The sequence below is a fragment of the Chryseobacterium sp. NFX27 genome (assembly GCF_049887855.1).
Taxonomy (GTDB): domain Bacteria; phylum Bacteroidota; class Bacteroidia; order Flavobacteriales; family Weeksellaceae; genus Chryseobacterium.
Genome location: NZ_JAGEKK010000016.1, coordinates 12,926 through 36,684 on the forward strand (window position 1 = coordinate 12,926; position 23,759 = coordinate 36,684).

Here is a 23,759-nt window from a genome sequence, read left to right on the forward strand (position 1 = left end):
AAGCTTCCCTGCACTGAACAGGGAAGCATAAAGTTAGTTTTCAATATTTTTAGCACTTTGGCACTTCTACAGGAGTGGCGTTGTTTTTTTTTTAAGTTTCCTTTTCTGGCTTTAGTTTTACAGAGATTTTCAGATAGCTTTTGGAGTTGCTTTTCTGATGCTCTATATCATAATTTCTTACAATTGCATACTTACCACACCATTTTTTGAACATATTAATGGTAAGCTGTTTGGATTCTAAAGGGTGCTTTTCCTTGTATGCCTTGAAAAACTCAGCTTTTTCAGCCTTGAGCTCAGTCTTTTCTTCATCTAAACTTACATTAGAATCCATAAACTCCACAAATGAAAAATCAGTTTCAGAGATCAACTTATTTTCTACCAGATTAATAGGTTCAGAATACATAATGCTGTGTTTCAAAAATTTCTGACAGTAAGTAATCATTTTGTTGTAAAATAAGTTCCATTCTTTTGCATCCCAATCTCCAAAGAAAGAACATCCAAATTCCTCTTTAATAGATCTACTTCTGTAGTAAGGTGAAATTTCAATTTCAATTTTCCTTCTTTCCTCAGAGTTTCCTCCTGCTCCATTGACCATATAATTGGAAGTGATAAGAAGCTTAGGGGAAAGGTCAAAAGGAATTGAAAAAGATTGTTTTCCTTTTTTCTCTACAGTCATTCCTCCTGTTACTACTGAAAAGAATTTTTCAAAATGGGTATCTGAGCTGATGTCATCTATAATCATCAATCTGTGGGAAAGGTCAATATCCTGATAAAAGAATCTGTTTCCGCCTGTAACTAAGGCTCTACCGTCTTTTACAGCACTTTTAACCAGATAAGATACAGCTTCAGTGATTAAGGTTTTTCCTGTTCCTCCTTCTGCTCCTCCTTCAAAATCTATTTCCTCATCCACCAGAATTACAGCCCTGGTAAGGGTTTTATCTTTGTAGGTGTGCATTAAGTAGCCTAAAGAAGAGGTTAAATAATCATATCTTTTAGAATCATTATTGGTAACATTCTGTAAAAATGCATCAAACATAGCATTGTCATTGTTTACAAAGTGTTGAATTTCAAATGGATGTTTAATCATCTGGTCTTCAAAGATATATCCATGATAGTTTTCATAAGGGATCATTTTGGTTTTATCTTTGGTTACTTCTACTACACCATTCTCAAAGAAAAAGTAGGAATGGGTCTTGGTTGCCTGATTGAGCTTTACTTCTTTTATCCTTTCCATTGCATTATCCACTTGCGAAGTAAGATAATTTCTTTCCATAAAAGCTTCCCAAACTTCCGGCTGTCTGTCAATCTCAATAAGCTGTTTTCTTACAGTTTCCATCATATCAGCAGTATCAGAGAATATTAGAATACTGTTTTTGTGAATCTTCACTAGCTCGTAACCCCCATTAGGCATTTTAAGTCTTCTGAATCCCTTGATTTCAAAGAATTTCAGAATATTGGCAATCTTCATATCTATGAAGTTTCCACTGTCTGTAGTTCTTATGGTGTAAAAATTCCAGTCTTGTGTGCTTTCAGTGGTTAAATTGATATCAAAACTTTCAGGGTTGTCAAGAGGTACTTTTTGTACCTCTTGTGCTGTGCCTGAAAGTTGTTGAGCTTGATTTGTCATTACTTGGTTTTGGTCTTAGTTTTTAGTTTCTTCCTGCATGTTTTCTTTCTATTAATTGGTTTAAAAAATTGGTGTTTGTTTCCTCAATTGCTTCTTCTTTATTGCTGAGCATCCAGTTGAGTAAATCTGCCCTTTTGAAATAAATCAGCTTCCCATTGGGCTTGTAGAAAGTGATTGCTCTTTTGTGGGTCAGCTTGTACAGCATACTGGAGGATACTCCCAGTAGAGCAGATGCTTCCTTGAAGGTTAAGACCTCTTTGGCAAGATAACCCTGAGTCTGTGGTTCAGTTTCTTCCAGTGAAACTTTTGCAATTGAAATTGTGTTGTTCATATTTTTGAAATTTTTAATTTCTGATTACAGATTTTCTGTAATTCTCTACTGCAAAGTTCCGAACATCAAACCCTTACCTATATTTACTTTACCTTTACCACAGGGTAAAGCTATCTTGGGTCTAGGTATAGTGTATCTCTAAATTCTAAAATAAAACCAACAAAAAACCACCCTTAAAGAATAAGAGTGGTTAGTTAATATTTTGAAGAATAATTTATGCTTGGAGGAATGATTCTATGATTTCATCAATTCTTTCTTTTTGTGCAGGGTTATCAGACATTTGGCTTTTAGATTGTTTTATATTACTCAACCTTTCCCCTAGATGATCTCTGAATACATATTCTACTTTTTTATTAAAATCATCTGGTTCATCCATTAAATCACATTTTTCAATGAGTTGTAATAATAAGTAGATTAGTGAGCCTTTTGAACAGGTCTTGCTTTTTGCCATAACCTTCCAATTGATACCTGCTACAACTTCTCTTTGGGAAAACCCATTAATGAAATCTTGTCTGTCACACTGTATTAAAGGAGGATTTGCAGTAAGGAGTCCATATAGCCTCGAAAGTTCACTTTCAACATCATTAGGATTTATTAAATCCCATTTAAAGGAGAGGGAAGAATAATTTGTGATAGCCGGTGTGGCATAATTAACTTGTTCCCTATCTTCTATTGAAATGTTGGGAATAGTAATGTTTGCTGATTTTATAATTTCAGTATCTATTGAGTATTCTGTTAGATATTCATCGATTTTAATAAGTGCTTCTTTCACAAAAGGATATGCAGAATAATACTGTTCTGATTTTCTCTTAAAGTTTAGTGTTTTATTTTTTATTTGAGTAATGAACATCTCAGGACTAATAGATTTTGAGGATATTTCTAATATTTGTTGAGAAAGTAGTTTAATAGCCTCTTTGTACTCTCTATCTATTTCATTCTTGAAAGAATCTTTAAAACTAGAAATTCCTGTATCCAAATGCCAAATATCTTCATACTTATCATAAAATTTCAATTCTTGTTCTATAATGCCATTTTCTCTATCTACTTTTGTAATATTATAATTCCAATTTTGTTCATTATCAGAAAAGAAAATATTTTTTTTCTCTTCGGATAGATCTGCACTAAGCAAGTTTTCAAAATAGTATAAAGGATTCTTCATATTTCAAAAGTAAAGAAAAAACAGAAAAAAGGCAACCACAAAAAGTGTTACCTATGTGTTACCCAACAAAACAAAAAAGCACCTACATTTCTGTAAGTGCTTGATTTAAAAAGTGGTCCCACCTGGGCTCGAACCAGGGACCACCTGATTATGAGTCAGGTGCTCTAACCAACTGAGCTATAGGACCTCAAAACTTGGTTAAATTTTGTGATTGCAAAAATAGTAAAATTTCCTTCACCACAAAACTTTTTATTGCTTTTCTTGACAAAGTTCTACCAATACCCCATTCGTGGATTTTGGGTGCAGGAAGACAACTAATTTGTTATCAGCGCCTTCTTTAGGTTCTTCGGAGATAAACTGGAAACCTTCTTTTTTTAATCTTTCGATCTCTTCAAGAATATTTTCCACACCAAATGCTAAATGATGGATACCTTCACCTTTTTTATCAATAAACTTTGAGATCGGACTTTCCGGATTGCTGGCTTCTAACAGCTCAATTTTGCTTTCCCCGGTTCCGTAAAAAGAAGTCACTACCCCTTCCCTTTCCACACTTTCTTTTTTATAAGATTCTTTTCCTAACAGTTTGGCAAAAAGGTCATCTGAGACTCCTAAAGATTTTACGGCAATACCGATATGTTCTAGCTTCATAAGTACTAATAAAATATAATTAAATCGTAAATTTGATACCGGAGCTGAATTTCAAAGGTATCAATTCAAACAAAAGTACTAAATTTGCATAACTTATGGAAAGTAACAGACAAAGAAAAGTAGCACAGATCATCCAGGAAGACTTCGCAGAGCTTTTCCGCAAACAGGCTTCAGAAAGCAAGCAGAGTATATTGGTATCCGTTTCAGATGTAAAAATATCGGCAGATCTGGGTATTGCTAAAATTTATTTAAGCATTTTCCCGCAGGAATTCCGGTCTGCGGTGATGAAAGAAATTGAAGAAAACAAACCTCAGTACAGAAATTTTATCGGCCAGAAAATGGCAAAACAGGTACGTATAATTCCGCAGCTTAACTTTTATCTGGACACCGCTCTTGATGATGTTGAAAAATTGGAAAGAGAACTAAGAGGTGAAGGCGACAATCCGGTTTTATAAATCTTGAAAAATATTGCATTTTACATAGCATCCAGATACCTTTTGGCTAAAAAAGGGAGCACCGCCGTGACGTTCATAACGTGGCTTTCGGTAGGTGCCATGACGGTTGCTGTCACTGCAATGTTTGTGATTATTTCAGTATTCTCAGGCCTCGAAACCCTGAACAAAGACCTGATCTCCAATCTTCACGCAGATCTCACCCTGAAAAGCACTTCAGGAAAAACAGTGAAAGATCTGGATAAGGTCACTACAGTTTTAAAAAACAATAAAGCAATCAGCAGTTTTTCCCGCGTCATTGAGGAAAAAGTATATGTTAATTATAAAGGCAAAGGCGATATTGCTTACTTAAGAGGAGTTGATTCCGCTTATATAAGTGTCAATCCCATTGATAAAGATGTATTTTATGGAACTTACCCAAGTTTCGAGTACTCTAATGAAGTATTGATGGAAACGAACCTGCACAACAGGCTTTCTATTCCTATAGATTCTACAAGCAATTATGCCACAATCTTTATGCCCAAGCCGGGAACCGGCATCATTAACAAGGAAGAGGATATCTATAATAAAAGAGATTTTCTTGTGACAGGAGTTTTTCCGGGAAAAGAGCAGCTGGACAGTTATATCATTGCGCCCATAGAACTTACCGAGGAGTTACTCAGCCTTCCAAAAAAATCAGCGTACCAGATTGTAATCAAATTAAAAAATCCGGAAAATGCTGATGCCGTAAAGCAGGGCCTTCTTACTTCATTGGGGAAAAATATTGAAATAAAAACCAAAGAAGAAGAAAATGCGGCGTTCTGGAAGATGATCAATACAGAAAAACTGTTCATCTATCTTATCTTTGCACTGGTGATCTTCATTACGACCTTCAATCTGGCCGGAGCAATTATCATTCTTCAGCTTGACAAAAGAGAACAGTCAAGATCTCTTATTTCACTTGGCTTTCCGATTAGTCATTTGAGAATGACCTATTTCTATACCGGACTTCTTATCGTGATTTCCGGAGTGATCTCCGGGTTAATTGCAGGAACCCTACTCTGCTATTTCCAACTTTACACAGAATTCTTCAGAGCTAATGAGATACTTCCTTTCCCTGTAAAGATCGTTGGAAAAAATTATCTTATCGTAGCGTTTACCGCTTCCCTATTCGGGATCATCATTTCCTGGTTCTTTTCCAAAATCAGCAAAGACTATATTACTAAAAGTTAATATACACCATTTGAAATAAAATCAGTCCATTTTCAATTTTTTGTACCTTTACGGCCCAATTTTTTTTAAATGAAACGAATTTTATCTTTTTTCCTGTTAAGCATTACATTTATTTTTGCTTCAGCACAGGCTCCTGCCGGTTATTATAATGCAGCTGCCGGGCTTACGGGGGCTCCACTTAAAACTGCACTTAAAGGCATCATTGAACAAGGTCATCAGGATCATGGTTACGGCGGCTTATGGACAGCCTACGCAACGACTGACCGTGATTTTTTTTACGAAAATGACGGAACGATTCTGGATATTTATTCTGAAAGACCAAACAGTTCGGACCCTTACACATACACTCTAGGTACAAACCAGTGTGGCAGTAGTGGGTACAACGGTGAAGGAGACTGCTACAACAGAGAACATATTGTTCCTCAAAGCCTATTTAATCAAGCCAGTCCAATGGTATCAGATATTCATTTCATCCGTGCAACCGATGGAGAGGTGAATAATAAGAGATCAAACTACCCGTTCGGTAAAGTACAAATTGCCTCTTTTACATCAGAAAACGGATCTAAACTTGGAAATTCAGTATCACCTGGATATGGAGGGACTGTATTTGAGCCCATTGATGCTTTTAAAGGTGATGTAGCCAGAATGATCTTCTATTTTGTGACGAGATATGAAGCTGGACTTTCAAATTTCAGTACCGGAAATATGCTGGGTGGATCTACCTATCCGGGACTTCAGGCATGGGAGCTGAACCAGCTTTTGGTATGGCATGCAATGGATCCCGTTTCTCCTGAAGAGATTTCCAGAAACAACGCATCTTATACTTATCAGGGAAACAGAAATCCATTTATAGACAACCCTTCTTACGCTGAACAGATCTGGGGAACACCGGTTATAGATACCCAGGCTCCAACCGCTGCCACCAATCTTATTACTCAGAATCCAACCTCCAATACTATTTCTTTAAGCTGGACAGCTGCTACAGATAATATCGGTGTTACAGCTTATGATGTTTATGCTAATGGAATGCTGAAAACTACAGTTGCAGGAACTACAGCAACAGTTCAGGGGTTATCTCCGTCAACTACCTATACTTTCTATGTAATTGCTAAAGACGCTTCAGGAAACTCTTCTCCACCAAGTAACAGCGCAATTGGAACTACGCTGGCAGGACAGCCTGGAAATACCAGCTGTGGAACAGAAAACTTTGAAAATATTCCGGCATCAGACTCAGGTTATTTAATAAGAACATGGACAAACAATAATATTACATGGACAGCTAACTTTGCAAGAACAGACCAGACCATTAACGGAAGAGCAATTACTCTTCAAGGTGGAGATTTAACAAGTTCTACAATTTCAGGAGGAGTACAAAGTATAACAATAACCACTCAACGAAAATTCACTAATGGGTCAAATGGTAATTTAAATATTGAAGTTAATGGAACTGTAATAGGAACGGTTCCATACAGCACAACAGTAACCACGACAACAATTAACGCAAATATCAGTGGAAATGCAATTATTAAGGTCATTAATCCAGGTTCGAATAGAGTTGCCATAGATGACCTTACATGGACATGCTTCGGTTCATTAGGAACTTCAGATCTGAATAAGGACAAATCTGAATTCACTATCTACCCTAACCCGGTAAAAAACAATGAATTATCTGTAAAAGGTGAAAATTTAAGCAAAATATCAAAAGCTGAGATCTATGACCTTTCAGGAAAACTGATTGAAACAATTGCAAATCCTTTCAAAAATTCCAATAAGATTAATCTTAAAGGACTGGCTAAAGGAAATTATATCTTAAAAACAGACCATTTCTCTACAAAATTCATCGTAGACTAAACTGTAAAAAATATTTGATAACAAAGACCGATTTTATTCGGTCTTTTTTTTATTTTTGATACATGGATTCCAATAAAAAATTAGGACTGATAGGAAAGAATATTTCCTATTCCTTTTCTAAAAAATTCTTTGAAGACAAGTTTCAGAAGCTGATGCTGAAAAACTTCACCTATGATATTTTTGATCTGAATGAAATTGATAAAGTAGAAATCCTCCTGGATGATCCTGAGCTTTTGGGATTCAATGTTACTATTCCTTACAAAGAAAAGATTGTTGACTATCTTGACGAGCTCAGCGACGAAGCAGAAAAAATTGGCGCCGTCAATTGTGTTCTTATCAGAAACGGTAAAAAAACAGGCTATAATACCGATGCTTTCGGTTTTGAAAAAACACTTCTGCTTCACAAAAAAGCCCATCAGGACAAAGCGTTGATTCTGGGGAACGGAGGTGCTGCAAAAGCCGTGAAATATATCATGGATAAACATGGAATTCCATCGATTACCATTTCCAGAAACACCGAAATTAATTTTAAGAACCTGGACAGCGAGACGGTCCGCGACCATAAGATCATTATTCAGTGTACTCCGGTAGGCACATTCCCCAACGTGGAAGACTGCCTGGAATTTCCTTTCGAAGGAATCACCCCGGAACACCTGATTATTGATCTCATCTACAACCCCAATTACACCCAATTCATCATTAAAGCCTCCGAAAAAGGAGCCAAAACAGTCAATGGTTATTATATGCTTGAACAGCAAGCAGAAAAAGCTTGGGAAATTTGGAATTTTCAAAAAAAATAACCTAAATTAGTACCTTAATTGGCTTTACTGCTATATACAAAAGGATATTAACGCCACTCACATAAAAGATTTGCTATGATTACAGAAAACAATCTTTCTGAAAACGAAGAAAATAAAAATTCTAACGAAGTATCTCAAGAGGAAACCCCAAAAACCTCCGCATCTCAGGGCGAAAATGCTCAGGATGACGATGCGGAACATCTGGAAGAGGAACATACTGAGGATATTTCCCTGGCTGATGCTTTGAAAGAAATGGAAACCATTATCAATTCGGCCAATGCCGGTGAAAATTTCAAAAGATTCAGTCAGTTAAAAGAAAAAGCAAGTCATTACATTCATGATGAAGTGGAAGACAAAAAGCATGAGTATATAGAAGGAGGGAATGCTCCCGAAAACTTCAGCTACGAACATCCTTTACAGTCCAAATTCTCTGCTTTGGTTAATATTTTCAGGGAAAAACATGACAGCTACCAGAAATCTCAGGATGAAGAGCAGAAAAAAAACCTTGATCACCGCCAGAATATTATAGAAAGGCTTAAAAATCTTTATACCAATTCTGAACCGGGAACCAATCTTTTCAAATCCATCCGTGAGATCAAAGAAGAATGGTCAAAAGCCGGTCAGGTTGCAAAATCTGAATTCAAAATCCTTAATAATAACTACTTTCACCATCTGAATCAGTTTTATCAGATGCTGGACCTGAACAAAGAATTTCTGGAGCAGGAATTCAGTCATAATTTAGAGAAAAGACAGCATATCATTGCGCGTGCTAAAGAACTGGAAAGTGAGCCTGTAATTCAGAAAGCCCTCAACGAGCTTCAATATCTTCACAAACTTTGGAAAGAAGAAGCTGAGCCTGTAGCAGAAGAATTCCGTGAAAAAACATGGGAAGAGTTTAAGGAAATATCCAATAAGATTCACGAAAGGAAATCTGAACTTTCTGCAGCTATTGAAGGCGAACAGAATAATAATCTGGAAAAGAAAAACCAGATCATCGCAGAAATCAAAAAATTATCTGAGCCCTCCGAAACTCCTAACCACAGCTACTGGCAGAATTCAATCAAAAGAGTTGAAGACCTTCGTACCGAATTCTTAAAAACAGGAAGTGTTCCCCGAAAATTGTCCAACCAAAACTGGAATGATTTCAAAACGACACTCAGAGCTTTCAATACAACAAAAAATAATTACTATAAATCTCTCAAAGGTTCTCAGCAAACCAATCTGGAGGAAAAATTAAAACTCATCCAGACAGCTCAGGACAATATGAACAGTGAAGAATGGGATATCGCCGTTCCTCTGTTCAAAAAACTTCAGGAAGACTGGAAAAAAATCGGGCACGTTCCAAAGAGCATGACCAATAAAATCTGGGACGAATTCCGCGATGCCTGTAACACGTTCTTCAACAATTACAGAGAGAAAAACAATGCATCCAACGATAACTGGAAAGAGAACTATAAGCAGAAAAAAGAAATTCTTGAAGACCTGAAAACCGTTTCCAATGACGAAGGCAGTATTGAAAGAATAGAAGCCATAAAAACTGCCTGGAACAATATCGGAAAAGTACCGAGAGACAAAATCTCAATCAATACCGAATTCAACAGAACGTTAAGAGAGAAGCTGAAGCTGAATAAGATTAACGAACTTGAGCTGAAAGAAGAAGGTTTAACGGAAAACCAGCTTACAGATAAAGCCAGAAAAATCAAGAGCCAGATTTCTGATCTTGAAGGCGAAATTGTAAAACTGGAAAACAACCTGGCATTCTTCAACAAACCGTCAAGAGAAAATCCTCTCCTTAGGGATACGTTCAATACAATCGACGAGAAGAAGGCTCATCTGGAAACTTTAAGACAGAATCTTCACAATATCATTACCGGAGATTAATCTATAAACAATATAAAAAAGGCGGAGCAAAGAAATTTGTCTTCGCTTTTTCTTTTTACCTTATGAACAACGACGAATTATATATAAAAAGATGCATTGAGCTCGCTCAAAAAGCCTTGGGCAAAACCTACCCCAACCCTCTTGTAGGCAGCGTGATCGTCCATAACGGAAAAATTATCGGGGAAGGATACCATCATAAAGCCGGAGAAAACCACGCTGAGATCAATGCCATCAATTCTGTAGAAAACAAAGATCTTATACCAGAATCTACGATCTATGTTTCACTGGAGCCGTGTGCCCATTACGGAAAAACGCCGCCGTGTGCTTTAAAAATTAAAGAACTTGGTTTCAGGAAAGTAGTTATCGGCGCCATGGATTCTCATGATAAAGTGAATGGAAAAGGAAAAAAAATCATTCAGGATGCGGGTATTGAAGCTGTTTCAGGAATACTGGAAAAGGAATGTACTGAACTGAATAAAAGATTTTTCACCTACCATGAAAAGAAAAGACCTTACATCATTCTGAAGTGGGCAGAATCAGGAGACGGATTTCTAGATAAAGATTTTAAACCAACAGCCGTTTCAAATTCTTTGGCCAGCCAGTTTGTGCATCAGCTGAGAGCCGACGAACATGCTATATTAGTGGGAACACAGACTGCTTTAAATGACAATCCGGGCCTCACCGTAAGAAATACTGAAGGAATCAATCCAGTAAGGATTCTCATTGATTTTGATCTGAAAGTACCCGGAAATTTCAAAATCTATAATAATGAAGCACCGACTTTGGTATTCAACAGCAAAAAAGAAGGCACTGAAGGCAACATTAAATTTATAAAAACCGGAAAAGAAAACTTCTTCCTGCAGAACCTAATGAATGCTCTTTACAAGGAGCAGATACAGTCTGTTATTATTGAAGGCGGCAGATATACCCTACAACAGTTTATTAATGAAGGGCTTTGGGATGAAGCTATTGTAATCAAAAACGAAGACCTGAAACTGCAGAATGGGACTAAAGCACCGAAGCTAGATCATTTAACGCCTTACGAGATTAGACCGATTAGAGATAATATCATTCAATTTTACCGCCCAAACGTATAGGCTAGCTTATTTATAGCTTCAAAATAACCCTTTTTTACTATTTAATGTTTAATATCATCATACATCAATTTAACATAACAAATTTGTTGCAAAACCCCATTTTTAATTTAAAATAAATAATTAACTTTATGGTGAATTAAAATATAAACCAAATAGTAATCAAATGAAAAATCTAAAGAAAATTTCCAGAGAAAATCTAAAACAAGTAAAAGGAGGATTAGTTAAACTGGAAAATTGCGTTGTACTCTACGGATGCCCTCCAAACACAAGAACATGTTATTGGAGAAACCCGGGCGGTGGCGGTGGAGACGTTATTTGTGTATAACTGATAAAACTAAATTAAAATGAAAAATCTAAAGAAAATTTCAAGAATCGGTTTAAAAAATATTAGCGGTGGTACAATTGTATTTGTAGACTGTGCTTTACCTACCGGGGAATCTACAAGATGCAGAGACAAGTGTCCTCAGGATTTTTGCGGATCGACAAGCTATATGTGCTTACTTCCATTAGACTATTGTGGATCTTAGAAGATTCAACGTATTCCGTTAAAAAGATACAGAAAGCCGTCAATATTTTGACGGCTTCTTTATTTATGATTGTGTAACTTATAAAGCATTTTATACTTTTGCATTTATAAAGCCGGCTGTAATGACGTTCGAATATAAAACCATAGAAAAACCCATAGAAAACATTTTACTAAAAGAAAAAGGAAGCAAGTTCATCGGATTTGCCTTTCCTGTCAATAACGAAAGGGAGCTGAAAGATGCATTGGAAAAAATCAGGACAGAGCATCCTAAGGCTACCCATCACTGTTATGCTTTCAGAATGGGTTTGGAAGGTGAAAACTACCGTGCAAATGATGATGGAGAGCCCTCAGGAAGTGCAGGTCTTCCGATCTACAATCAGCTTTTAGCGCATGAAGTCACCAATGTTTTGGTAATTTCAGTCCGTTATTATGGAGGAACAAAGCTCGGAGTTTCAGGACTTGTAAAAGCTTATAAAGAATGTGCAAAGATCACATTGGAAGAAGCCAATATTATTACAAGAGAGCTTGAAACAGAAATTGAAATCCAGTTCAACTTCAATCAGCAGAATACCATCTTCACTTTGCTTTCCAAATTTGATGCTAAGGTTTTAAATTTTGACGCCAATGAAAACTGCATTCTCACCGCTTCTTTAAAATTAGCCCAAAAAGAAAGCATCTCAGATAAATTATCTGAGATGCAGTATGTTTCATTTGAATTTATAGATTAATTTCTTCTTCCGCCAAGCAGCAAAGAGCCCCAATAAAGAAGCTGGGCCAGCGATCCAAGAGCTGCTACAACATAGGTTCTTGCCGCCCATTTCAAACTGTCCTGTACCCCGACAAATTCTTCCTGGGTAACCGTTCCTGTCTCTCTAATCCATTTCATTGCCCTGTTACTCGCATCATATTCCACCGGAAGAGTTACAAAAGCAAAAAGCGTAGTCATCGCAAACATGGCCACTCCTATCGCCAGAACGGTTGTATTACCATTGGGATCATCAATAGATCTTGTTGCCGCCATGATCCCGATCCCCGCAAGAAGGACGAACTGCATCAGATTGGAACTTATATTAACAACAGGAACCAGTTTTGAACGCAGGTTCAGCATCGAATACCCTACAGCATGTTGTACTGCATGTCCGCATTCGTGTGCCGCTACTGCAGCAGCTGCTGCATTCCTCTGCATATAGACTCCTTCTGAAAGGTTAACTGTTTTATCTGCTGGATTATAATGGTCCGTCAGCTGGCCGGGAACAGAAATTACCTGTACATCAGTGATCCCGTTATCTCTAAGCATTTTTTCTGCAATTTCTTTCCCTGAAAGCCCATTTCTAAGATGTACATTGGAATAGTATTCAAATTTCGATTTTAATCTGGACGAAACCCACCAGCTTATCAGCATTGAAACACCGATAATAATATAATAACCCATCATTTTATATAGATTTTTGTGTTTAAATTTTAAGCATAATGATGTAAAAACTGTGCCAAAGTATTACATTTTATTATCTATATTTGTTCTCTAATTATCCTTTTATCTATGTCTAAAGTTTCAGTTATTGAAGTGAAAAACCAAAGCGATTTAAAAAAATTCGTAAGGTTTCCAATGGATCTTTATAAAAACAACCCTTATTATGTTCCTTCCTTTATCAAAGACGAATTTAAAATTTGGGATGCAAAAGAAAATCCAGCTTTAAATTATTCAAAATCCAAACAGTTTCTTGCCCTGAAAGACGATAAAGTAGTTGGAAGAATAGCCGTGATCATCAACCACAAGGAAGAAAAGGAATTAGGCATCAGAAAAGTACGTTTTGGATGGATTGATTTTATTGATGATCAAGAAGTCTCTCAGGCTCTGATTCAAAAAGCTATAGATTACGCCAGAGAAAACAGCATCGACAAGATTGAAGGGCCAATGGGCTTTACCAACCTTGATAAAGCGGGTATGCTTACCATGGGCTTTGATAAGCTGGCCACCATGATTGGAATCTACAATCACGAATATTATCCGAAACACCTGGAAAAACTTGGACTGACCAAAGAAAAGGAATGGGTGGAATATGAAATGAATTTCCCGAAGATTCTACCGGAAAAGGTGGAAAAATTCAGTGGACTGATCGCACAGAAATACAAACTTAAAGTTCTCAATTTCAAATCAAAACAGGAAATCCTGCCGTTTGTAGAACCTATGTTTAAACTGCTTGACGAAACATACAAGCACCTTTCCACCTACACTCCCATATCGGATGAACAGATACAGACTTACAGGGAAAAATATTTCCCATTTATAGACAAAAACTATGTGATCTGCGTAGTAGATGAACATAACGAGCTGGTGTCATTTGCCATCACAATGCCTTCTTATTCAAAAGCTTTGCAAAAATCGAAAGGTAAACTGTTTCCTTTCGGATGGTGGCATTTTCTACAGGCTGGAAAAAAAAATGACCGGGCCAACTTTTATCTGATCGGAATTCACCCCGAATACCAGAGAAGAGGTGTTACAGCCATTATTTTCAAAGAAATTTTTGTACGTTTTACCAGTATGGGAATTGATTTTGCTGAAACAAACCCCGAACTGGAAGAAAATAAAAGCGTTCAGGTGCTTTGGCAGGATTACAACCCTGTAAATCACAAAAGAAGAAGAACCTATTCATTAATGATTAATGACCAGCAATAGTAAATGATGAGTTATTAGTGACTTATTTTAAATCAGGAGCTGATAACTCATATTTTGTACCTCAAAAAAACAGGCATGAAAGCCTGAATTCTTTTTGTAAATTTGACCTATGAAACCACACCTCATTGTTTTTGCTGTTCTGATTGCAGCATTTATCGCCTATAACTTCTTTTTTCAGATCGAAGACGACCGGATGAATACTGTAGTTAATATAACACTTGCCAGCATTCTTTTTGGATATATATCGTTCATGGCCTATTCTCTCCTCAAAAAAATGAAGAAATAAGTACTATTTTTATTGATTCTAAATTACCACTTTTCCCCATTTTAATCCCACTTTTAAGCTTATTAATTTCATGCTTTCTTGTTTATTCGCTAAATTTGCAAATTGAGATAATAATGCAAAAATGAATTTACCTGAAAGTTATATTCCAATCCTTATTCAAGCAGGTGTAGCTATCGCATTCGTAGCCGTTTCTTTGCTTGGAGCCCATTTTCTGGGACCAAAACAGAAAAAAGGAAATTCTGTAAAAAACCAAAGCTGGGAATGTGGAGTTCCTGTAGAAGGAAATGCGAGAACACCGTTTTCCATCAAATATTTCCTGACGGCGGTATTATTCGTGCTTTTCGATATTGAAATCGTATTTTTTTACCCATATGCTGTAAACTTCAGAGAATTCGGAATGGAAGGCTTCCTTGCTGTACTTACATTCGTGGCAATTTTCTTTATGGCATTTTTCTATGTATGGAAGCGTGGCGCATTAGATTGGGATAAATAAAGAATAGAAATTTTAAATGACAGTTTTAGATCAAGAAAATTAGAGTTAAGTTAACATTAACACCAATTTAGAATCTAAATTAAAATCTTAAATCAATCAAATGTCAGATAACAAACCAGTAATAAGAACAGATGCACCTGCTCCCGAAGGATTTGAAGGAGAAGGGTTTTTCGCAACGAAACTGAGCAGTGTAATCGGGATGGCCAGAAAATTCTCTCTTTGGCCGTTACCATTTGCAACCTCTTGTTGTGGTATCGAGTTTATGGCTACCCTGAACCCAACATATGATGCTTCCAGATTTGGTATGGAAAGAAACTCTTTCTCACCAAGACAGGCAGATATGCTGATGGTTTGCGGAACTATATCTAAAAAATTAGGACCTGTCCTAAAAGAAGTGTACACTCAGATGGCTGAGCCAAAATGGGTGGTTGCTGTTGGAGCCTGTGCTTCCAGCGGTGGTATTTTTGACACCTACTCTGTTTTACAGGGAATTGATAAAATTATTCCGGTAGACGTTTATGTTCCGGGATGCCCTCCAAGACCGGAGCAGATTATTGAAGGCGTAATGCAGGTTCAGGCTTTGGCAGAAAGCGAAAGCATCAGAAGAAGAGATATGCCTGAATACCAAAAATTGTTAGATTCTTACAACATTAGCAACTAAAACGGAAATGACGAACGAATTTGTATTAGAAGCAATCACAAGAGAATTTCCGGAGTCTGTAATCTCTAGCTCAGAGCCTTATGAAATGTTGACTATTGAAGTAAAAAAGGATGACATCAAAAAGATAATTCATTATCTGAAAGATTCAACGTTGGAATTCAATTTCCTTACTGATATCTGCGGTATCCATTACCCTGAGTTTCCCGAGAAGGAAATCGGTGTCGTGTACCACCTGCACAATATGATGGCTAATGTCAGATTACGTCTGAAGATCTTTATGTCCAGAGAAAATATCGAAGTGGATTCGCTTGTGGATTTATTTGCCGGAGCCAACTGGATGGAAAGAGAAACGTTTGATTTTTACGGAATTAAATTTAAAGGACATCCTGACCTGAGACCTATCCTGAATATGGAAGATCTCGGATACCACCCGATGCTGAAGGAATACCGTCTTGAAGATGGTACCAGAACAGATAAGGATGATAACATGTTCGGAAGATAAAAAATATAAATGATTAATGATGATTGGTTCATGATCAATTATCGCTTATCGATTATCAATTATATATTATGAAAGATAACTCATTATCTAATATACTTAACCAATACGAAAGTAAGGAGCAGATTGACGGGCAGCTTTATACCCTCAATTTAGGACCTACCCACCCTGCAACCCACGGGATCTTCCAGAATATCTTAACGATGGACGGAGAAAGAATCCTTCATGCGGAGCAAACAGTAGGCTATATCCACAGAGCATTTGAAAAAATTTCCGAAAGAAGAAACTATTCTCAGATCACTACCCTTACCGACCGTATGAATTACTGTTCAGCACCTATCAATAACCTTGGCTGGCACATGACAGTAGAAAAGCTGATCGGCGTACAAGTTCCTAAGCGTGTAGATTATATGCGTGTTATTTTAATGGAATTAGCCAGAATCGGTGATCACCTGATCTGCAACGGGGTAACCGGAATGGATGCAGGAGCTATTACAGGTCTTACTTATATGTTCATCGAAAGAGAACGTATTTATGATATGTACGAGCAGATTTGTGGCGCGAGAATGACGACAAATATGGGAAGAATCGGAGGTTTTGAAAGAGATTTCACTCCAAAGTTCCATGAGTTATTAAAAGACTTCCTGAAAACCTTTCCTGCCAGATTTAAAGAATTCGGTACTTTACTGGAAAGAAACAGGATTTTTATGGACAGAACCATCGGAGCAGGAGCTATTTCAGCAGAAAGAGCATTAAGCTATGGTTTTACAGGTCCGAATCTACGTGCATCAGGAGTAGATTATGATGTAAGAGTAGCACAGCCTTATTCTTCTTACGAAGATTTCGATTTCATTATTCCGGTAGGAACTGCAGGTGACACTTACGACCGTTTCATGGTTCGTCAGCAGGAAATCTGGGAATCCCTTAAAATTATCAATCAGGCATACGACAACCTTCCTGAAGGGCCATTCCATGCGGATGTTCCTGATTTCTATCTTCCTGAAAAGGCAGATGTTTATCAGAAAATGGAAGCTTTGATCTACCATTTCAAAATTGTAATGGGAGAAACTGATGTGCCTAAAGGTGAAGTTTATCACGCTGTAGAAGGTGGAAACGGAGAATTAGGTTTCTATTTAGTGAGTGATGGAGGAAGAAGCCCTTACAGACTGCACTTCAGAAGACCGTGCTTCATCTATTACCAGGCATATCCTGAGATGATCACAGGTTCTGTAATTTCGGATGCGATCGTTACAATGTGTAGTATGAATATTATTGCGGGGGAATTAGACGCATAATACATTAGACAAAAAGATAAAAGAAGAAAGATAAAAGACTTTCTTCAACCCAATATAAATACGAATTTAGAATAACGGACTTTAGAATCTTTTTTCTTTGTTCTTTACTCTTTAATCTCAGATAAAAAATGAGCGAAACAATAGCTTTTAAACCGGAAAGTTTAGAACAGGTACACAAAATTATCGCAAGATATCCTGAGGGAAGGCAAAAATCTGCTCTTCTTCCTGTCCTTCACTTAGCACAGAAAGAATTCGGAGGATGGTTAGACGTTCCTGTAATGGATTATGTTGCTGAATTATTAAGTATTAAGCCAATTGAAGTATATGAAGTAGCTACTTTTTATACCATGTTCAATATGAAACCGGTTGGTAAATATGTTTTGGAAGTATGCAGAACGGGCCCTTGTATGGTTTGCGGAAGCGAAAAAATCCTTGATCATATCAGAACCAAACTGAATATTAAAGACGGAGAAACTACCGAAGACGGTATGTTTACCCTGAAGCCTGCTGAATGTCTTGGAGCCTGCGGATACGCACCAATGCTTCAGCTTGGAAAATTCTTTCATGAAAATTTAACGATAGAAAAAGTAGACGAAATCCTTGATCTTTGCAGACAGGGACAGGTTGCTTTAGATTAATTAAAATATACGATGAGTAAAAAACTTTTACTTAAAGATGCACATATAGAAGGTATTCGCTACTTTGAAACTTACCGCAAACAGGGAGGTTACACTGCAGCAGAAAAAGCCTTGAAAATGACCCCTGATGAAATTCTTGAAGAAGTAAAAGCTTCAGGACTTCGTGGACGCGGTGGAGCAGGATTTCCAACAGGAATGAAATGGAGTTTTCTGGCAAAACCGGAAGGCGTACCAAGACACCTGGTCGTGAATGCTGATGAATCTGAACCGGGAACTTTCAAAGACAGATATCTGATGGAATTTCTTCCTCATTTACTGATCGAAGGAATGCTGATATCTTCTTACTGTTTAGGTTCAAATGTTTCTTATATCTACATCCGTGGAGAATACTCATGGATTCCTGATATTTTAGAAGAAGCGATTGAAGAAGCCAAAGCAGCAGGATTTTTAGGTAAAAACATCATGGGAACCGGTTTCGACTGTGAAATTTATGTTCAGAGAGGAGGTGGAGCCTATATCTGTGGTGAAGAAACTGCATTGCTTGAATCCCTTGAAGGTAAAAGAGGAAACCCAAGATTAAAACCGCCATTCCCGGCTGTAAAAGGACTTTGGGAAAGACCAACGGTGGTAAACAACGTGGAATCTATCGCAGCCATCGTACCGATTATTGATATCACAGGAGCTGAATATGCGAAAATCGGAGTAGGAAGATCTACAGGTACAAAATTAATTTCAGCCTGTGGAAACATCAACAAACCGGGAGTTTACGAAATTGATATGACCATTACAGTTGAAGAATTTATTTATTCTGATGAATATTGTGGTGGTATTGCCAACGGGAAAAAGCTGAAAGCATGTATCCCTGGAGGTAGCTCTGTGCCAATTGTTCCTGCCAACTTACTGTTAAGAACCGTAAACGGAGAGCCAAGATACATGAACTATGAATCATTAGCTGACGGTGGTTTCGCTACCGGAACGATGATGGGTTCAGGGGGGTTCATCGTTTTAGATGAAGATCAGTGTATTGTAGAACACACCATGACTTTAGCGAGATTCTACAATCACGAAAGTTGTGGGCAATGTACACCTTGCCGTGAAGGAACAGGATGGATGTACAAAATCTTGAAAAAAATTGAAAAAGGAGAAGGAAAAATGGAAGACATTGACCTTCTTTGGGATATACAGAGGAAAATAGAAGGAAATACTATTTGTCCGTTGGGTGATGCCGCAGCTTGGCCGGTTGCAGCAGCGATCCGCCATTTCAGAGATGAATTTGAATGGCACATTAAAAACCCGGAACTGTCACAAACACAAAATTATGGATTGGCAAATTATGCAGAACCAATTCCGGCTGTTGAGAAAAATGCGTAGTAAAAAAATTAATGAAGAAGTTATTGGTTGTCGGCTTAATGATGTCGGGGGTTATTGCTTTTGGGCAAATAAAAAAAGATACATTAAACAAAGAATATAAACTGGAGGTAACTCCTTATAAAGATAAAACTGAAAAGAAACAGAAACCGAATCCGTTAAGTAAAAAAGGTCAGGTCTTCGTTTTTTTCGGATGGAACAGAGGCGCTTTCAGCAATTCTGATATTCATTTTACCGGGAACGGTTATGATTTTCAGTTGAATAATGTACAGGCAAGGGATAAACCTACCAAGTTCGGAATCGTTTATATTGATCCAAGCTGGTTTACCGTAACGCAGTACAATTTCAGAATAGGATATTTTATAAAAGATAACCTGGCCCTTGTTTTAGGAATTGATCATATGAAATATGTGATGAAGCAGGACCAGACCGTTGGTTTTTCAGGAACAATTTCAGATCCTAAATATGCAGCGATGGTACAGAACGGACAGGTAAATCTGGCAGATACAGAGTTCCTTACTTTCGAGCATACAGACGGACTTAATTATGAAAATTTAGGTCTTGAGAAATATAAAAATCTTATTCATAAGAAAAATATAGATTTGGTATGGTCTTATGGAGCGGGAATCGGGGTAATGTTTCCTAAAAGTAATGTAAGGCTTTTTGGAAATGAAAGAAGTGACCGTTTTCATGTTGCAGGAATGGGAACCGATCTTAGATCCAGCCTTAACCTGGTTTTCTGGAAAAACTGGATGATCAGAGCAGAAGCAAAAGCGGGATATATCAATATGTGGGATATTAAAACTACATTAAATAATAAGCCGGATAAAGCCCGTCAGGATTTTGTTTTCGGACAGGTCCTTGCAGGAGTCGGCTATACATTTAACACGAAGAAGTATAATTAAAATATAGCTTAACGCCTTAAAAGCATAAGCGAAAAGCATAGAATATGAGCGAAGAGGTTAAAAAATTCAAAATAACTATAGACGGACAGACTACTGAAGTTTTGCCTGGAACTTCTATTTTGGAAGCTGCCAGACAAATCGGTGGAAAATCTGTACCTCCTGCAATGTGCTATTACAGCAAATTGGAAACCAGTGGAGGGAGATGTAGAACTTGCTTGGTTGAAGTTTCAAAAGGATCCGAAGCAGATCCGCGCCCTATGCCAAAATTAGTCGCGAGTTGCAGAACTAACGTGATGGACGGCATGGAAGTGAAGAATCTTTCTTCCGAAAAAGCTCAGGAAGGCAGAAAAGCTGTTACCGAATTCCTATTGGTGAACCACCCTCTGGACTGCCCGGTTTGTGACCAGGCCGGTGAATGCCACCTTCAGGATCTTGGGTATGAGCACGGAAACCTTGAGACCAGAACCGAATTCGAAAGAAATACTTACGAAGCCGACGATCTTGGTCCGAATATCAAGCTGAATATGAACCGTTGTATTCTTTGTGCAAGATGCGTATTGGCAGCAAACCAGTTAACAGGTGAAAGAGAACACGGAATTCTTTTCAGAGGAGATCACGCTGAAATTTCCACTTATTTAAATAAAGCTTTGGATAACGACTTCATCGGAAACATTATTGATGTTTGCCCGGTAGGAGCCTTAACAGACAGAACTTCCCGTTTTGCAAGCAGAGTTTGGTTCACAAAACCAATGAATGCTTCTTGTAAATGCGGTAAATGTTCAGGAAAAGCCGTAGTTTGGATGAAGGGTGATGAAATTGTAAGAGTTACTGCCAGAAAAGACCAGTGGGGAGAAGTGGAGGAATTTATCTGCGATACCTGTCGTTTCGAAAGAAAGGAACTGTCTGACTGGAATATTGAAGGTCCTAGACATATCGACAGACACTCGGTAATTTCATTGAACCACTACGAAAAACCTAAGGATGAACTAAGAGTATTGGACAATCCTATGGCAAAAGAAATCAGTGAAAAAGACGAAAATTTATAATAAATTATAAATTTTAAGTTTTAGATTTTGAATTCATTTAAAATTTAAAACTTAAAATCTAAAATCTAAAATTCAGAATGGATTTACTAACATTTAAAATTATACTTGTACTGGCGCTTTTCCTGTTGTCTCTTACAATAGCAGCCTACTCTACCTGGGCAGAAAGAAAAGTAGCCTCTATCATGCAGGACAGAATTGGTCCCAACAGAGCAGGACCTTTCGGATTGCTGCAGCCTCTTGCAGACGGTGGAAAGTTTTTCTTTAAGGAAGATTTTACCCCTGCCAATGCTGAAAAGTTTCTTTTCGTATTAGGGCCGGCTTTGGTCATGTTTATTTCATTGATCACGGGAGCTGTTATTCCCTGGGGTAAAACCTTGAATTTTGGTGGAGTTTCTTACGATTTACAAGTAGCAAATATTGATGTTGGTGTACTTTTCATCATCGGAATGGCTTCCATCGGTGTATACGGAATCATGATCGGAGGTTGGGCTTCGAATAACAAATATTCATTATTAGGTGCTATCCGTGCTTCTTCGCAGATGATTTCTTACGAGCTGGCAATGGGATTGGCATTACTTTCTATCATCATGATGACAGGAAGTTTAGATTTAAAGGAAATTACAGAAAGCCAGACAGGCGGAAAATTATGGGGAGTTATTCCTTGGGTTTCCGGGATGAACTGGAATATTTTCTACCAGCCGATTGCTTTCCTTGTATTCTTTGTAGCTGCTTTGGCAGAAACCAACAGACACCCTTTCGATTTACCTGAGTGTGAATCCGAATTGGTAACAGGATATTCTACGGAATACTCTTCCATGAAGCTGGGATTATATATGTTCGGTGAATATGTGAACATGTTTATCTCCAATGCTTTTATGGTTGTTCTTTTCTTCGGTGGATACAACTATCCGGGAATTGAATGGGTAACTCAGAACTGGGGTGAGAACGCTGCAGGAATCCTGAGTATCGTAGCATTTTTAACAAAAACGGTAATCGGAATTCTGATCTTTATGTGGATCAGATGGACGCTTCCAAGATTTAGATATGACCAATTGATGCACTTGGGATGGAAAACTCTGATCCCGATGGCATTAGTAAACCTATTGATTACAGGTGCTGTAATTTTAGCATTTGCGAACTAGAATAATTTGAAAATGAGATGATGTGATGATGTGATAATATGGTGATGCGGAATACATACCCACTTCCATCTTCTAACATCTAACGTCTAACATCTAACATCTATAATTAAATGAAACTTACAAACAGATCAAAAGTTGTTTCCAACAAAGAAATGACCCTTGCTGAAAAAATCTACCTTCCTGCTATTTTTACAGGGATGGGGATTACATTTAAGCATGCTGTAAGAACCGTGATAAAAGGTGCTCCCGCAGTATATTCATATCCGGAAGTACAGAAACCGAGAACTACCATCTGGAGAGGTCAGCACGTTCTGAAAAGAGACGAAGAAGGCCGGGAAAGATGTACGGCTTGCGGACTTTGTGCTGTAGCCTGTCCTGCAGAAGCCATTACCATGACGGCTGCAGAAAGAACAAAAGAGGAAAAGGGTCTTTACAGAGAAGAAAAATATGCTTCTGTATATGAAATCAATATGCTGAGATGTATTTTTTGCGGAATGTGTGAAGAAGCCTGTCCGAAATCTGCCATTTATCTTACAGACAGATTGGTGGATGTAGAAACCAACAGAGGTTCTTTCATCTATGGAAAAGATAAATTGGTTGAAAAAATAAATGAAAGGATTGATATTACGACAAGACAGTCCGAGAAACAAAAAAATGCGGTAAAATAATGGATCAGTTTTTATTTTTCTTGGTGGCGTTTTTAGCAGTAGCTAGTGCAGTATATTTTGTATTTGCAAGAAATCCTCTCTATGCTATTCTGTCATTAATTGTTACGATGTTTTCCATTGCGGGAATGTACATTCTTCTGAATGCCCAGTTCCTTGCAATCATTCAGATCATAGTGTACGCAGGAGCCATCATGGTATTATTCCTTTATATCCTGATGATGCTTAACCTTAATAAACAAGACGAAAGTAAGAAGAACAATACTTTAAAATTTGTTGGAGTTTTTACAGCCGGTCTTTTATTAATTGGAATTTTAGGCGTATTCAGAGGTGTTCAGGACAATCACATTGTTGTTGAAAATGTAGACAAGGGTGTAGGTCTTACTAAAAATCTGGGCAGACTTTTGTTTAATCAATATGTTTTACCGTTTGAGCTTGCTTCTATCCTGATTTTGGCAGGTATTGTAGGTGCGGTATTAATCGGTAAAAAAGATTTATAA

The 23,759-nt window shown here is 37.5% G+C and carries 27 protein-coding genes and 1 tRNA gene; 22 read left to right on the plus strand and 6 right to left on the minus strand.

Going from position 1 to position 23,759, the window contains the following annotated elements:
- Positions 1-91: 91 nt before the first annotated feature.
- From J4Q03_RS16220 to mce, 5 genes are all read right to left on the minus strand, one after another.
- Positions 92-1,627, minus strand: a complete 1,536-nt coding sequence (locus J4Q03_RS16220; RefSeq protein ID WP_426049176.1) for a primase-helicase family protein — start codon at positions 1,625-1,627, stop codon at positions 92-94.
- Between the two features lie 22 nt (positions 1,628-1,649).
- Positions 1,650-1,958 (minus strand): helix-turn-helix domain-containing protein, encoded by a 309-nt coding sequence (locus J4Q03_RS16225; RefSeq protein WP_426049177.1) that lies wholly within the window; start codon positions 1,956-1,958, stop codon positions 1,650-1,652.
- A gap of 214 nt (positions 1,959-2,172) precedes the next feature.
- Entirely contained in the window at positions 2,173-3,117 is a 945-nt protein-coding gene (locus tag J4Q03_RS16230; protein ID WP_426049178.1) for a hypothetical protein, read from the minus strand.
- A 113-nt stretch (positions 3,118-3,230) separates the two neighbouring features.
- A tRNA-Ile gene (locus J4Q03_RS16235) sits at positions 3,231-3,304 on the minus strand.
- Positions 3,305-3,366: 62 nt separating this feature from the next.
- The gene (mce, locus tag J4Q03_RS16240) at positions 3,367-3,765 is read right to left on the minus strand and encodes a methylmalonyl-CoA epimerase (protein WP_034742337.1); all 399 of its coding nucleotides are present in this window, start codon (positions 3,763-3,765) and stop codon (positions 3,367-3,369) included.
- A 95-nt stretch (positions 3,766-3,860) separates the two neighbouring features.
- Here mce and rbfA point away from each other — a divergent pair, with 95 nt between their 5' ends.
- The 9 genes from rbfA (at position 3,861) to J4Q03_RS16285 (ending at position 12,312) form a co-directional block, all read left to right on the plus strand.
- Entirely contained in the window at positions 3,861-4,220 is a 360-nt protein-coding gene (gene rbfA / locus J4Q03_RS16245; protein WP_116012826.1) for a 30S ribosome-binding factor RbfA, read from the plus strand.
- A gap of 3 nt (positions 4,221-4,223) precedes the next feature.
- A complete protein-coding gene (locus J4Q03_RS16250; protein ID WP_426049179.1) occupies positions 4,224-5,429 on the plus strand; it encodes an ABC transporter permease in 1,206 nt (401 codons plus the stop codon).
- A 69-nt stretch (positions 5,430-5,498) separates the two neighbouring features.
- Positions 5,499-7,280 carry an endonuclease gene (locus tag J4Q03_RS16255; RefSeq protein WP_426049180.1) on the plus strand — a complete coding sequence of 594 codons (1,782 nt, stop codon included), beginning with the start codon at positions 5,499-5,501 and terminating at the stop codon, positions 7,278-7,280.
- 62 nt (positions 7,281-7,342) lie between these two features.
- Positions 7,343-8,080: a shikimate dehydrogenase family protein gene (locus J4Q03_RS16260; RefSeq protein WP_426049181.1), complete on the plus strand. Its 738-nt coding sequence runs from the start codon at positions 7,343-7,345 to the stop codon at positions 8,078-8,080.
- A gap of 75 nt (positions 8,081-8,155) precedes the next feature.
- Positions 8,156-9,961, plus strand: coding sequence for a DUF349 domain-containing protein (locus tag J4Q03_RS16265; protein ID WP_426049182.1), 1,806 nt, complete (start codon positions 8,156-8,158; stop codon positions 9,959-9,961).
- 62 nt (positions 9,962-10,023) lie between these two features.
- Positions 10,024-11,058, plus strand: a complete 1,035-nt coding sequence (ribD, locus tag J4Q03_RS16270) for a bifunctional diaminohydroxyphosphoribosylaminopyrimidine deaminase/5-amino-6-(5-phosphoribosylamino)uracil reductase RibD (RefSeq protein ID WP_426049183.1) — start codon at positions 10,024-10,026, stop codon at positions 11,056-11,058.
- Positions 11,059-11,221: 163 nt separating this feature from the next.
- On the plus strand, positions 11,222-11,383 hold the full coding sequence (locus tag J4Q03_RS16275) for a bacteriocin-like protein (protein ID WP_426049184.1): 162 nt from the start codon (positions 11,222-11,224) through the stop codon (positions 11,381-11,383).
- A gap of 19 nt (positions 11,384-11,402) precedes the next feature.
- Positions 11,403-11,585: a bacteriocin-like protein gene (locus tag J4Q03_RS16280; RefSeq protein WP_426049185.1), complete on the plus strand. Its 183-nt coding sequence runs from the start codon at positions 11,403-11,405 to the stop codon at positions 11,583-11,585.
- 121 nt (positions 11,586-11,706) lie between these two features.
- Complete coding sequence (locus J4Q03_RS16285; protein ID WP_426049186.1) at positions 11,707-12,312, plus strand: IMPACT family protein; 606 nt, start codon at positions 11,707-11,709, stop codon at positions 12,310-12,312.
- Here J4Q03_RS16285 and J4Q03_RS16290 read toward each other — a convergent pair.
- Positions 12,309-13,016, minus strand: coding sequence for a zinc metallopeptidase (locus J4Q03_RS16290; protein ID WP_426049251.1), 708 nt, complete (start codon positions 13,014-13,016; stop codon positions 12,309-12,311). The genes J4Q03_RS16285 and J4Q03_RS16290 overlap by 4 nt on opposite strands.
- 108 nt (positions 13,017-13,124) lie before the next feature.
- On the opposite strand from J4Q03_RS16290, the gene J4Q03_RS16295 reads away from it, so the two are divergent.
- The 13 genes from J4Q03_RS16295 (at position 13,125) to J4Q03_RS16355 (ending at position 23,759) form a co-directional block, all read left to right on the plus strand.
- A complete protein-coding gene (locus J4Q03_RS16295) occupies positions 13,125-14,261 on the plus strand; it encodes a GTP cyclohydrolase (RefSeq protein WP_426049187.1) in 1,137 nt (378 codons plus the stop codon).
- Positions 14,262-14,370: 109 nt separating this feature from the next.
- Complete coding sequence (locus J4Q03_RS16300) at positions 14,371-14,547, plus strand: hypothetical protein (protein WP_306846607.1); 177 nt, start codon at positions 14,371-14,373, stop codon at positions 14,545-14,547.
- 121 nt (positions 14,548-14,668) lie between these two features.
- Positions 14,669-15,040: an NADH-quinone oxidoreductase subunit A gene (locus tag J4Q03_RS16305; protein ID WP_048502955.1), complete on the plus strand. Its 372-nt coding sequence runs from the start codon at positions 14,669-14,671 to the stop codon at positions 15,038-15,040.
- Between the two features lie 100 nt (positions 15,041-15,140).
- Positions 15,141-15,701 carry an NADH-quinone oxidoreductase subunit B gene (locus tag J4Q03_RS16310; protein ID WP_047397471.1) on the plus strand — a complete coding sequence of 187 codons (561 nt, stop codon included), beginning with the start codon at positions 15,141-15,143 and terminating at the stop codon, positions 15,699-15,701.
- Between the two features lie 7 nt (positions 15,702-15,708).
- Positions 15,709-16,203: an NADH-quinone oxidoreductase subunit C gene (locus tag J4Q03_RS16315; RefSeq protein ID WP_426049188.1), complete on the plus strand. Its 495-nt coding sequence runs from the start codon at positions 15,709-15,711 to the stop codon at positions 16,201-16,203.
- Positions 16,204-16,271: 68 nt separating this feature from the next.
- Positions 16,272-17,495 (plus strand): NADH dehydrogenase (quinone) subunit D, encoded by a 1,224-nt coding sequence (gene nuoD, locus J4Q03_RS16320; protein ID WP_426049189.1) that lies wholly within the window; start codon positions 16,272-16,274, stop codon positions 17,493-17,495.
- 128 nt (positions 17,496-17,623) lie between these two features.
- Entirely contained in the window at positions 17,624-18,133 is a 510-nt protein-coding gene (gene nuoE, locus J4Q03_RS16325) for a complex I 24 kDa subunit family protein (RefSeq protein WP_034703555.1), read from the plus strand.
- 12 nt (positions 18,134-18,145) lie between these two features.
- The gene (gene nuoF, locus J4Q03_RS16330; protein WP_426049190.1) at positions 18,146-19,504 is read left to right on the plus strand and encodes an NADH-quinone oxidoreductase subunit NuoF; all 1,359 of its coding nucleotides are present in this window, start codon (positions 18,146-18,148) and stop codon (positions 19,502-19,504) included.
- A gap of 11 nt (positions 19,505-19,515) precedes the next feature.
- Positions 19,516-20,406, plus strand: coding sequence for a hypothetical protein (locus tag J4Q03_RS16335; RefSeq protein ID WP_426049191.1), 891 nt, complete (start codon positions 19,516-19,518; stop codon positions 20,404-20,406).
- A 44-nt stretch (positions 20,407-20,450) separates the two neighbouring features.
- The gene (locus J4Q03_RS16340) at positions 20,451-21,452 is read left to right on the plus strand and encodes a 2Fe-2S iron-sulfur cluster-binding protein (RefSeq protein WP_426049192.1); all 1,002 of its coding nucleotides are present in this window, start codon (positions 20,451-20,453) and stop codon (positions 21,450-21,452) included.
- Between the two features lie 77 nt (positions 21,453-21,529).
- Positions 21,530-22,594 carry an NADH-quinone oxidoreductase subunit NuoH gene (gene nuoH / locus J4Q03_RS16345; RefSeq protein WP_426049193.1) on the plus strand — a complete coding sequence of 355 codons (1,065 nt, stop codon included), beginning with the start codon at positions 21,530-21,532 and terminating at the stop codon, positions 22,592-22,594.
- Between the two features lie 110 nt (positions 22,595-22,704).
- On the plus strand, positions 22,705-23,262 hold the full coding sequence (locus tag J4Q03_RS16350; protein WP_040996950.1) for a NuoI/complex I 23 kDa subunit family protein: 558 nt from the start codon (positions 22,705-22,707) through the stop codon (positions 23,260-23,262).
- A complete protein-coding gene (locus tag J4Q03_RS16355) occupies positions 23,262-23,759 on the plus strand; it encodes an NADH-quinone oxidoreductase subunit J family protein (RefSeq protein ID WP_116012811.1) in 498 nt (165 codons plus the stop codon). The genes J4Q03_RS16350 and J4Q03_RS16355 overlap by 1 nt, the downstream gene beginning before the upstream one ends.

Bases quoted from the DNA above. Each gene is read 5' to 3' on its own strand.
- mce (WP_034742337.1), bottom strand. From the start codon at position 3,765: ATGAAGCTAGAACATATCGGTATTGCCGTAAAATCTTTAGGAGTCTCA.
- J4Q03_RS16350 (WP_040996950.1), top strand. From the start codon at position 22,705: ATGAAACTTACAAACAGATCAAAAGTTGTTTCCAACAAAGAAATGACC.
- J4Q03_RS16300 (WP_306846607.1), top strand. From the start codon at position 14,371: ATGAAACCACACCTCATTGTTTTTGCTGTTCTGATTGCAGCATTTATC.
- J4Q03_RS16335 (WP_426049191.1), top strand. From the start codon at position 19,516: ATGAAGAAGTTATTGGTTGTCGGCTTAATGATGTCGGGGGTTATTGCT.
- J4Q03_RS16305 (WP_048502955.1), top strand. From the start codon at position 14,669: ATGAATTTACCTGAAAGTTATATTCCAATCCTTATTCAAGCAGGTGTA.
- J4Q03_RS16265 (WP_426049182.1), top strand. From the start codon at position 8,156: ATGATTACAGAAAACAATCTTTCTGAAAACGAAGAAAATAAAAATTCT.
- J4Q03_RS16355 (WP_116012811.1), top strand. From the start codon at position 23,262: ATGGATCAGTTTTTATTTTTCTTGGTGGCGTTTTTAGCAGTAGCTAGT.
- J4Q03_RS16220 (WP_426049176.1), bottom strand. From the start codon at position 1,627: ATGACAAATCAAGCTCAACAACTTTCAGGCACAGCACAAGAGGTACAA.
- J4Q03_RS16290 (WP_426049251.1), bottom strand. From the start codon at position 13,016: ATGGGTTATTATATTATTATCGGTGTTTCAATGCTGATAAGCTGGTGG.
- J4Q03_RS16255 (WP_426049180.1), top strand. From the start codon at position 5,499: ATGAAACGAATTTTATCTTTTTTCCTGTTAAGCATTACATTTATTTTT.
- J4Q03_RS16295 (WP_426049187.1), top strand. From the start codon at position 13,125: ATGTCTAAAGTTTCAGTTATTGAAGTGAAAAACCAAAGCGATTTAAAA.
- nuoH (WP_426049193.1), top strand. From the start codon at position 21,530: ATGGATTTACTAACATTTAAAATTATACTTGTACTGGCGCTTTTCCTG.
- J4Q03_RS16225 (WP_426049177.1), bottom strand. From the start codon at position 1,958: ATGAACAACACAATTTCAATTGCAAAAGTTTCACTGGAAGAAACTGAA.
- ribD (WP_426049183.1), top strand. From the start codon at position 10,024: ATGAACAACGACGAATTATATATAAAAAGATGCATTGAGCTCGCTCAA.
- nuoE (WP_034703555.1), top strand. From the start codon at position 17,624: ATGAGCGAAACAATAGCTTTTAAACCGGAAAGTTTAGAACAGGTACAC.
- nuoF (WP_426049190.1), top strand. From the start codon at position 18,146: ATGAGTAAAAAACTTTTACTTAAAGATGCACATATAGAAGGTATTCGC.
- rbfA (WP_116012826.1), top strand. From the start codon at position 3,861: ATGGAAAGTAACAGACAAAGAAAAGTAGCACAGATCATCCAGGAAGAC.
- J4Q03_RS16285 (WP_426049186.1), top strand. From the start codon at position 11,707: ATGACGTTCGAATATAAAACCATAGAAAAACCCATAGAAAACATTTTA.
- J4Q03_RS16275 (WP_426049184.1), top strand. From the start codon at position 11,222: ATGAAAAATCTAAAGAAAATTTCCAGAGAAAATCTAAAACAAGTAAAA.
- J4Q03_RS16230 (WP_426049178.1), bottom strand. From the start codon at position 3,117: ATGAAGAATCCTTTATACTATTTTGAAAACTTGCTTAGTGCAGATCTA.
- J4Q03_RS16260 (WP_426049181.1), top strand. From the start codon at position 7,343: ATGGATTCCAATAAAAAATTAGGACTGATAGGAAAGAATATTTCCTAT.
- J4Q03_RS16315 (WP_426049188.1), top strand. From the start codon at position 15,709: ATGACGAACGAATTTGTATTAGAAGCAATCACAAGAGAATTTCCGGAG.
- J4Q03_RS16340 (WP_426049192.1), top strand. From the start codon at position 20,451: ATGAGCGAAGAGGTTAAAAAATTCAAAATAACTATAGACGGACAGACT.
- nuoD (WP_426049189.1), top strand. From the start codon at position 16,272: ATGAAAGATAACTCATTATCTAATATACTTAACCAATACGAAAGTAAG.
- J4Q03_RS16310 (WP_047397471.1), top strand. From the start codon at position 15,141: ATGTCAGATAACAAACCAGTAATAAGAACAGATGCACCTGCTCCCGAA.
- J4Q03_RS16280 (WP_426049185.1), top strand. From the start codon at position 11,403: ATGAAAAATCTAAAGAAAATTTCAAGAATCGGTTTAAAAAATATTAGC.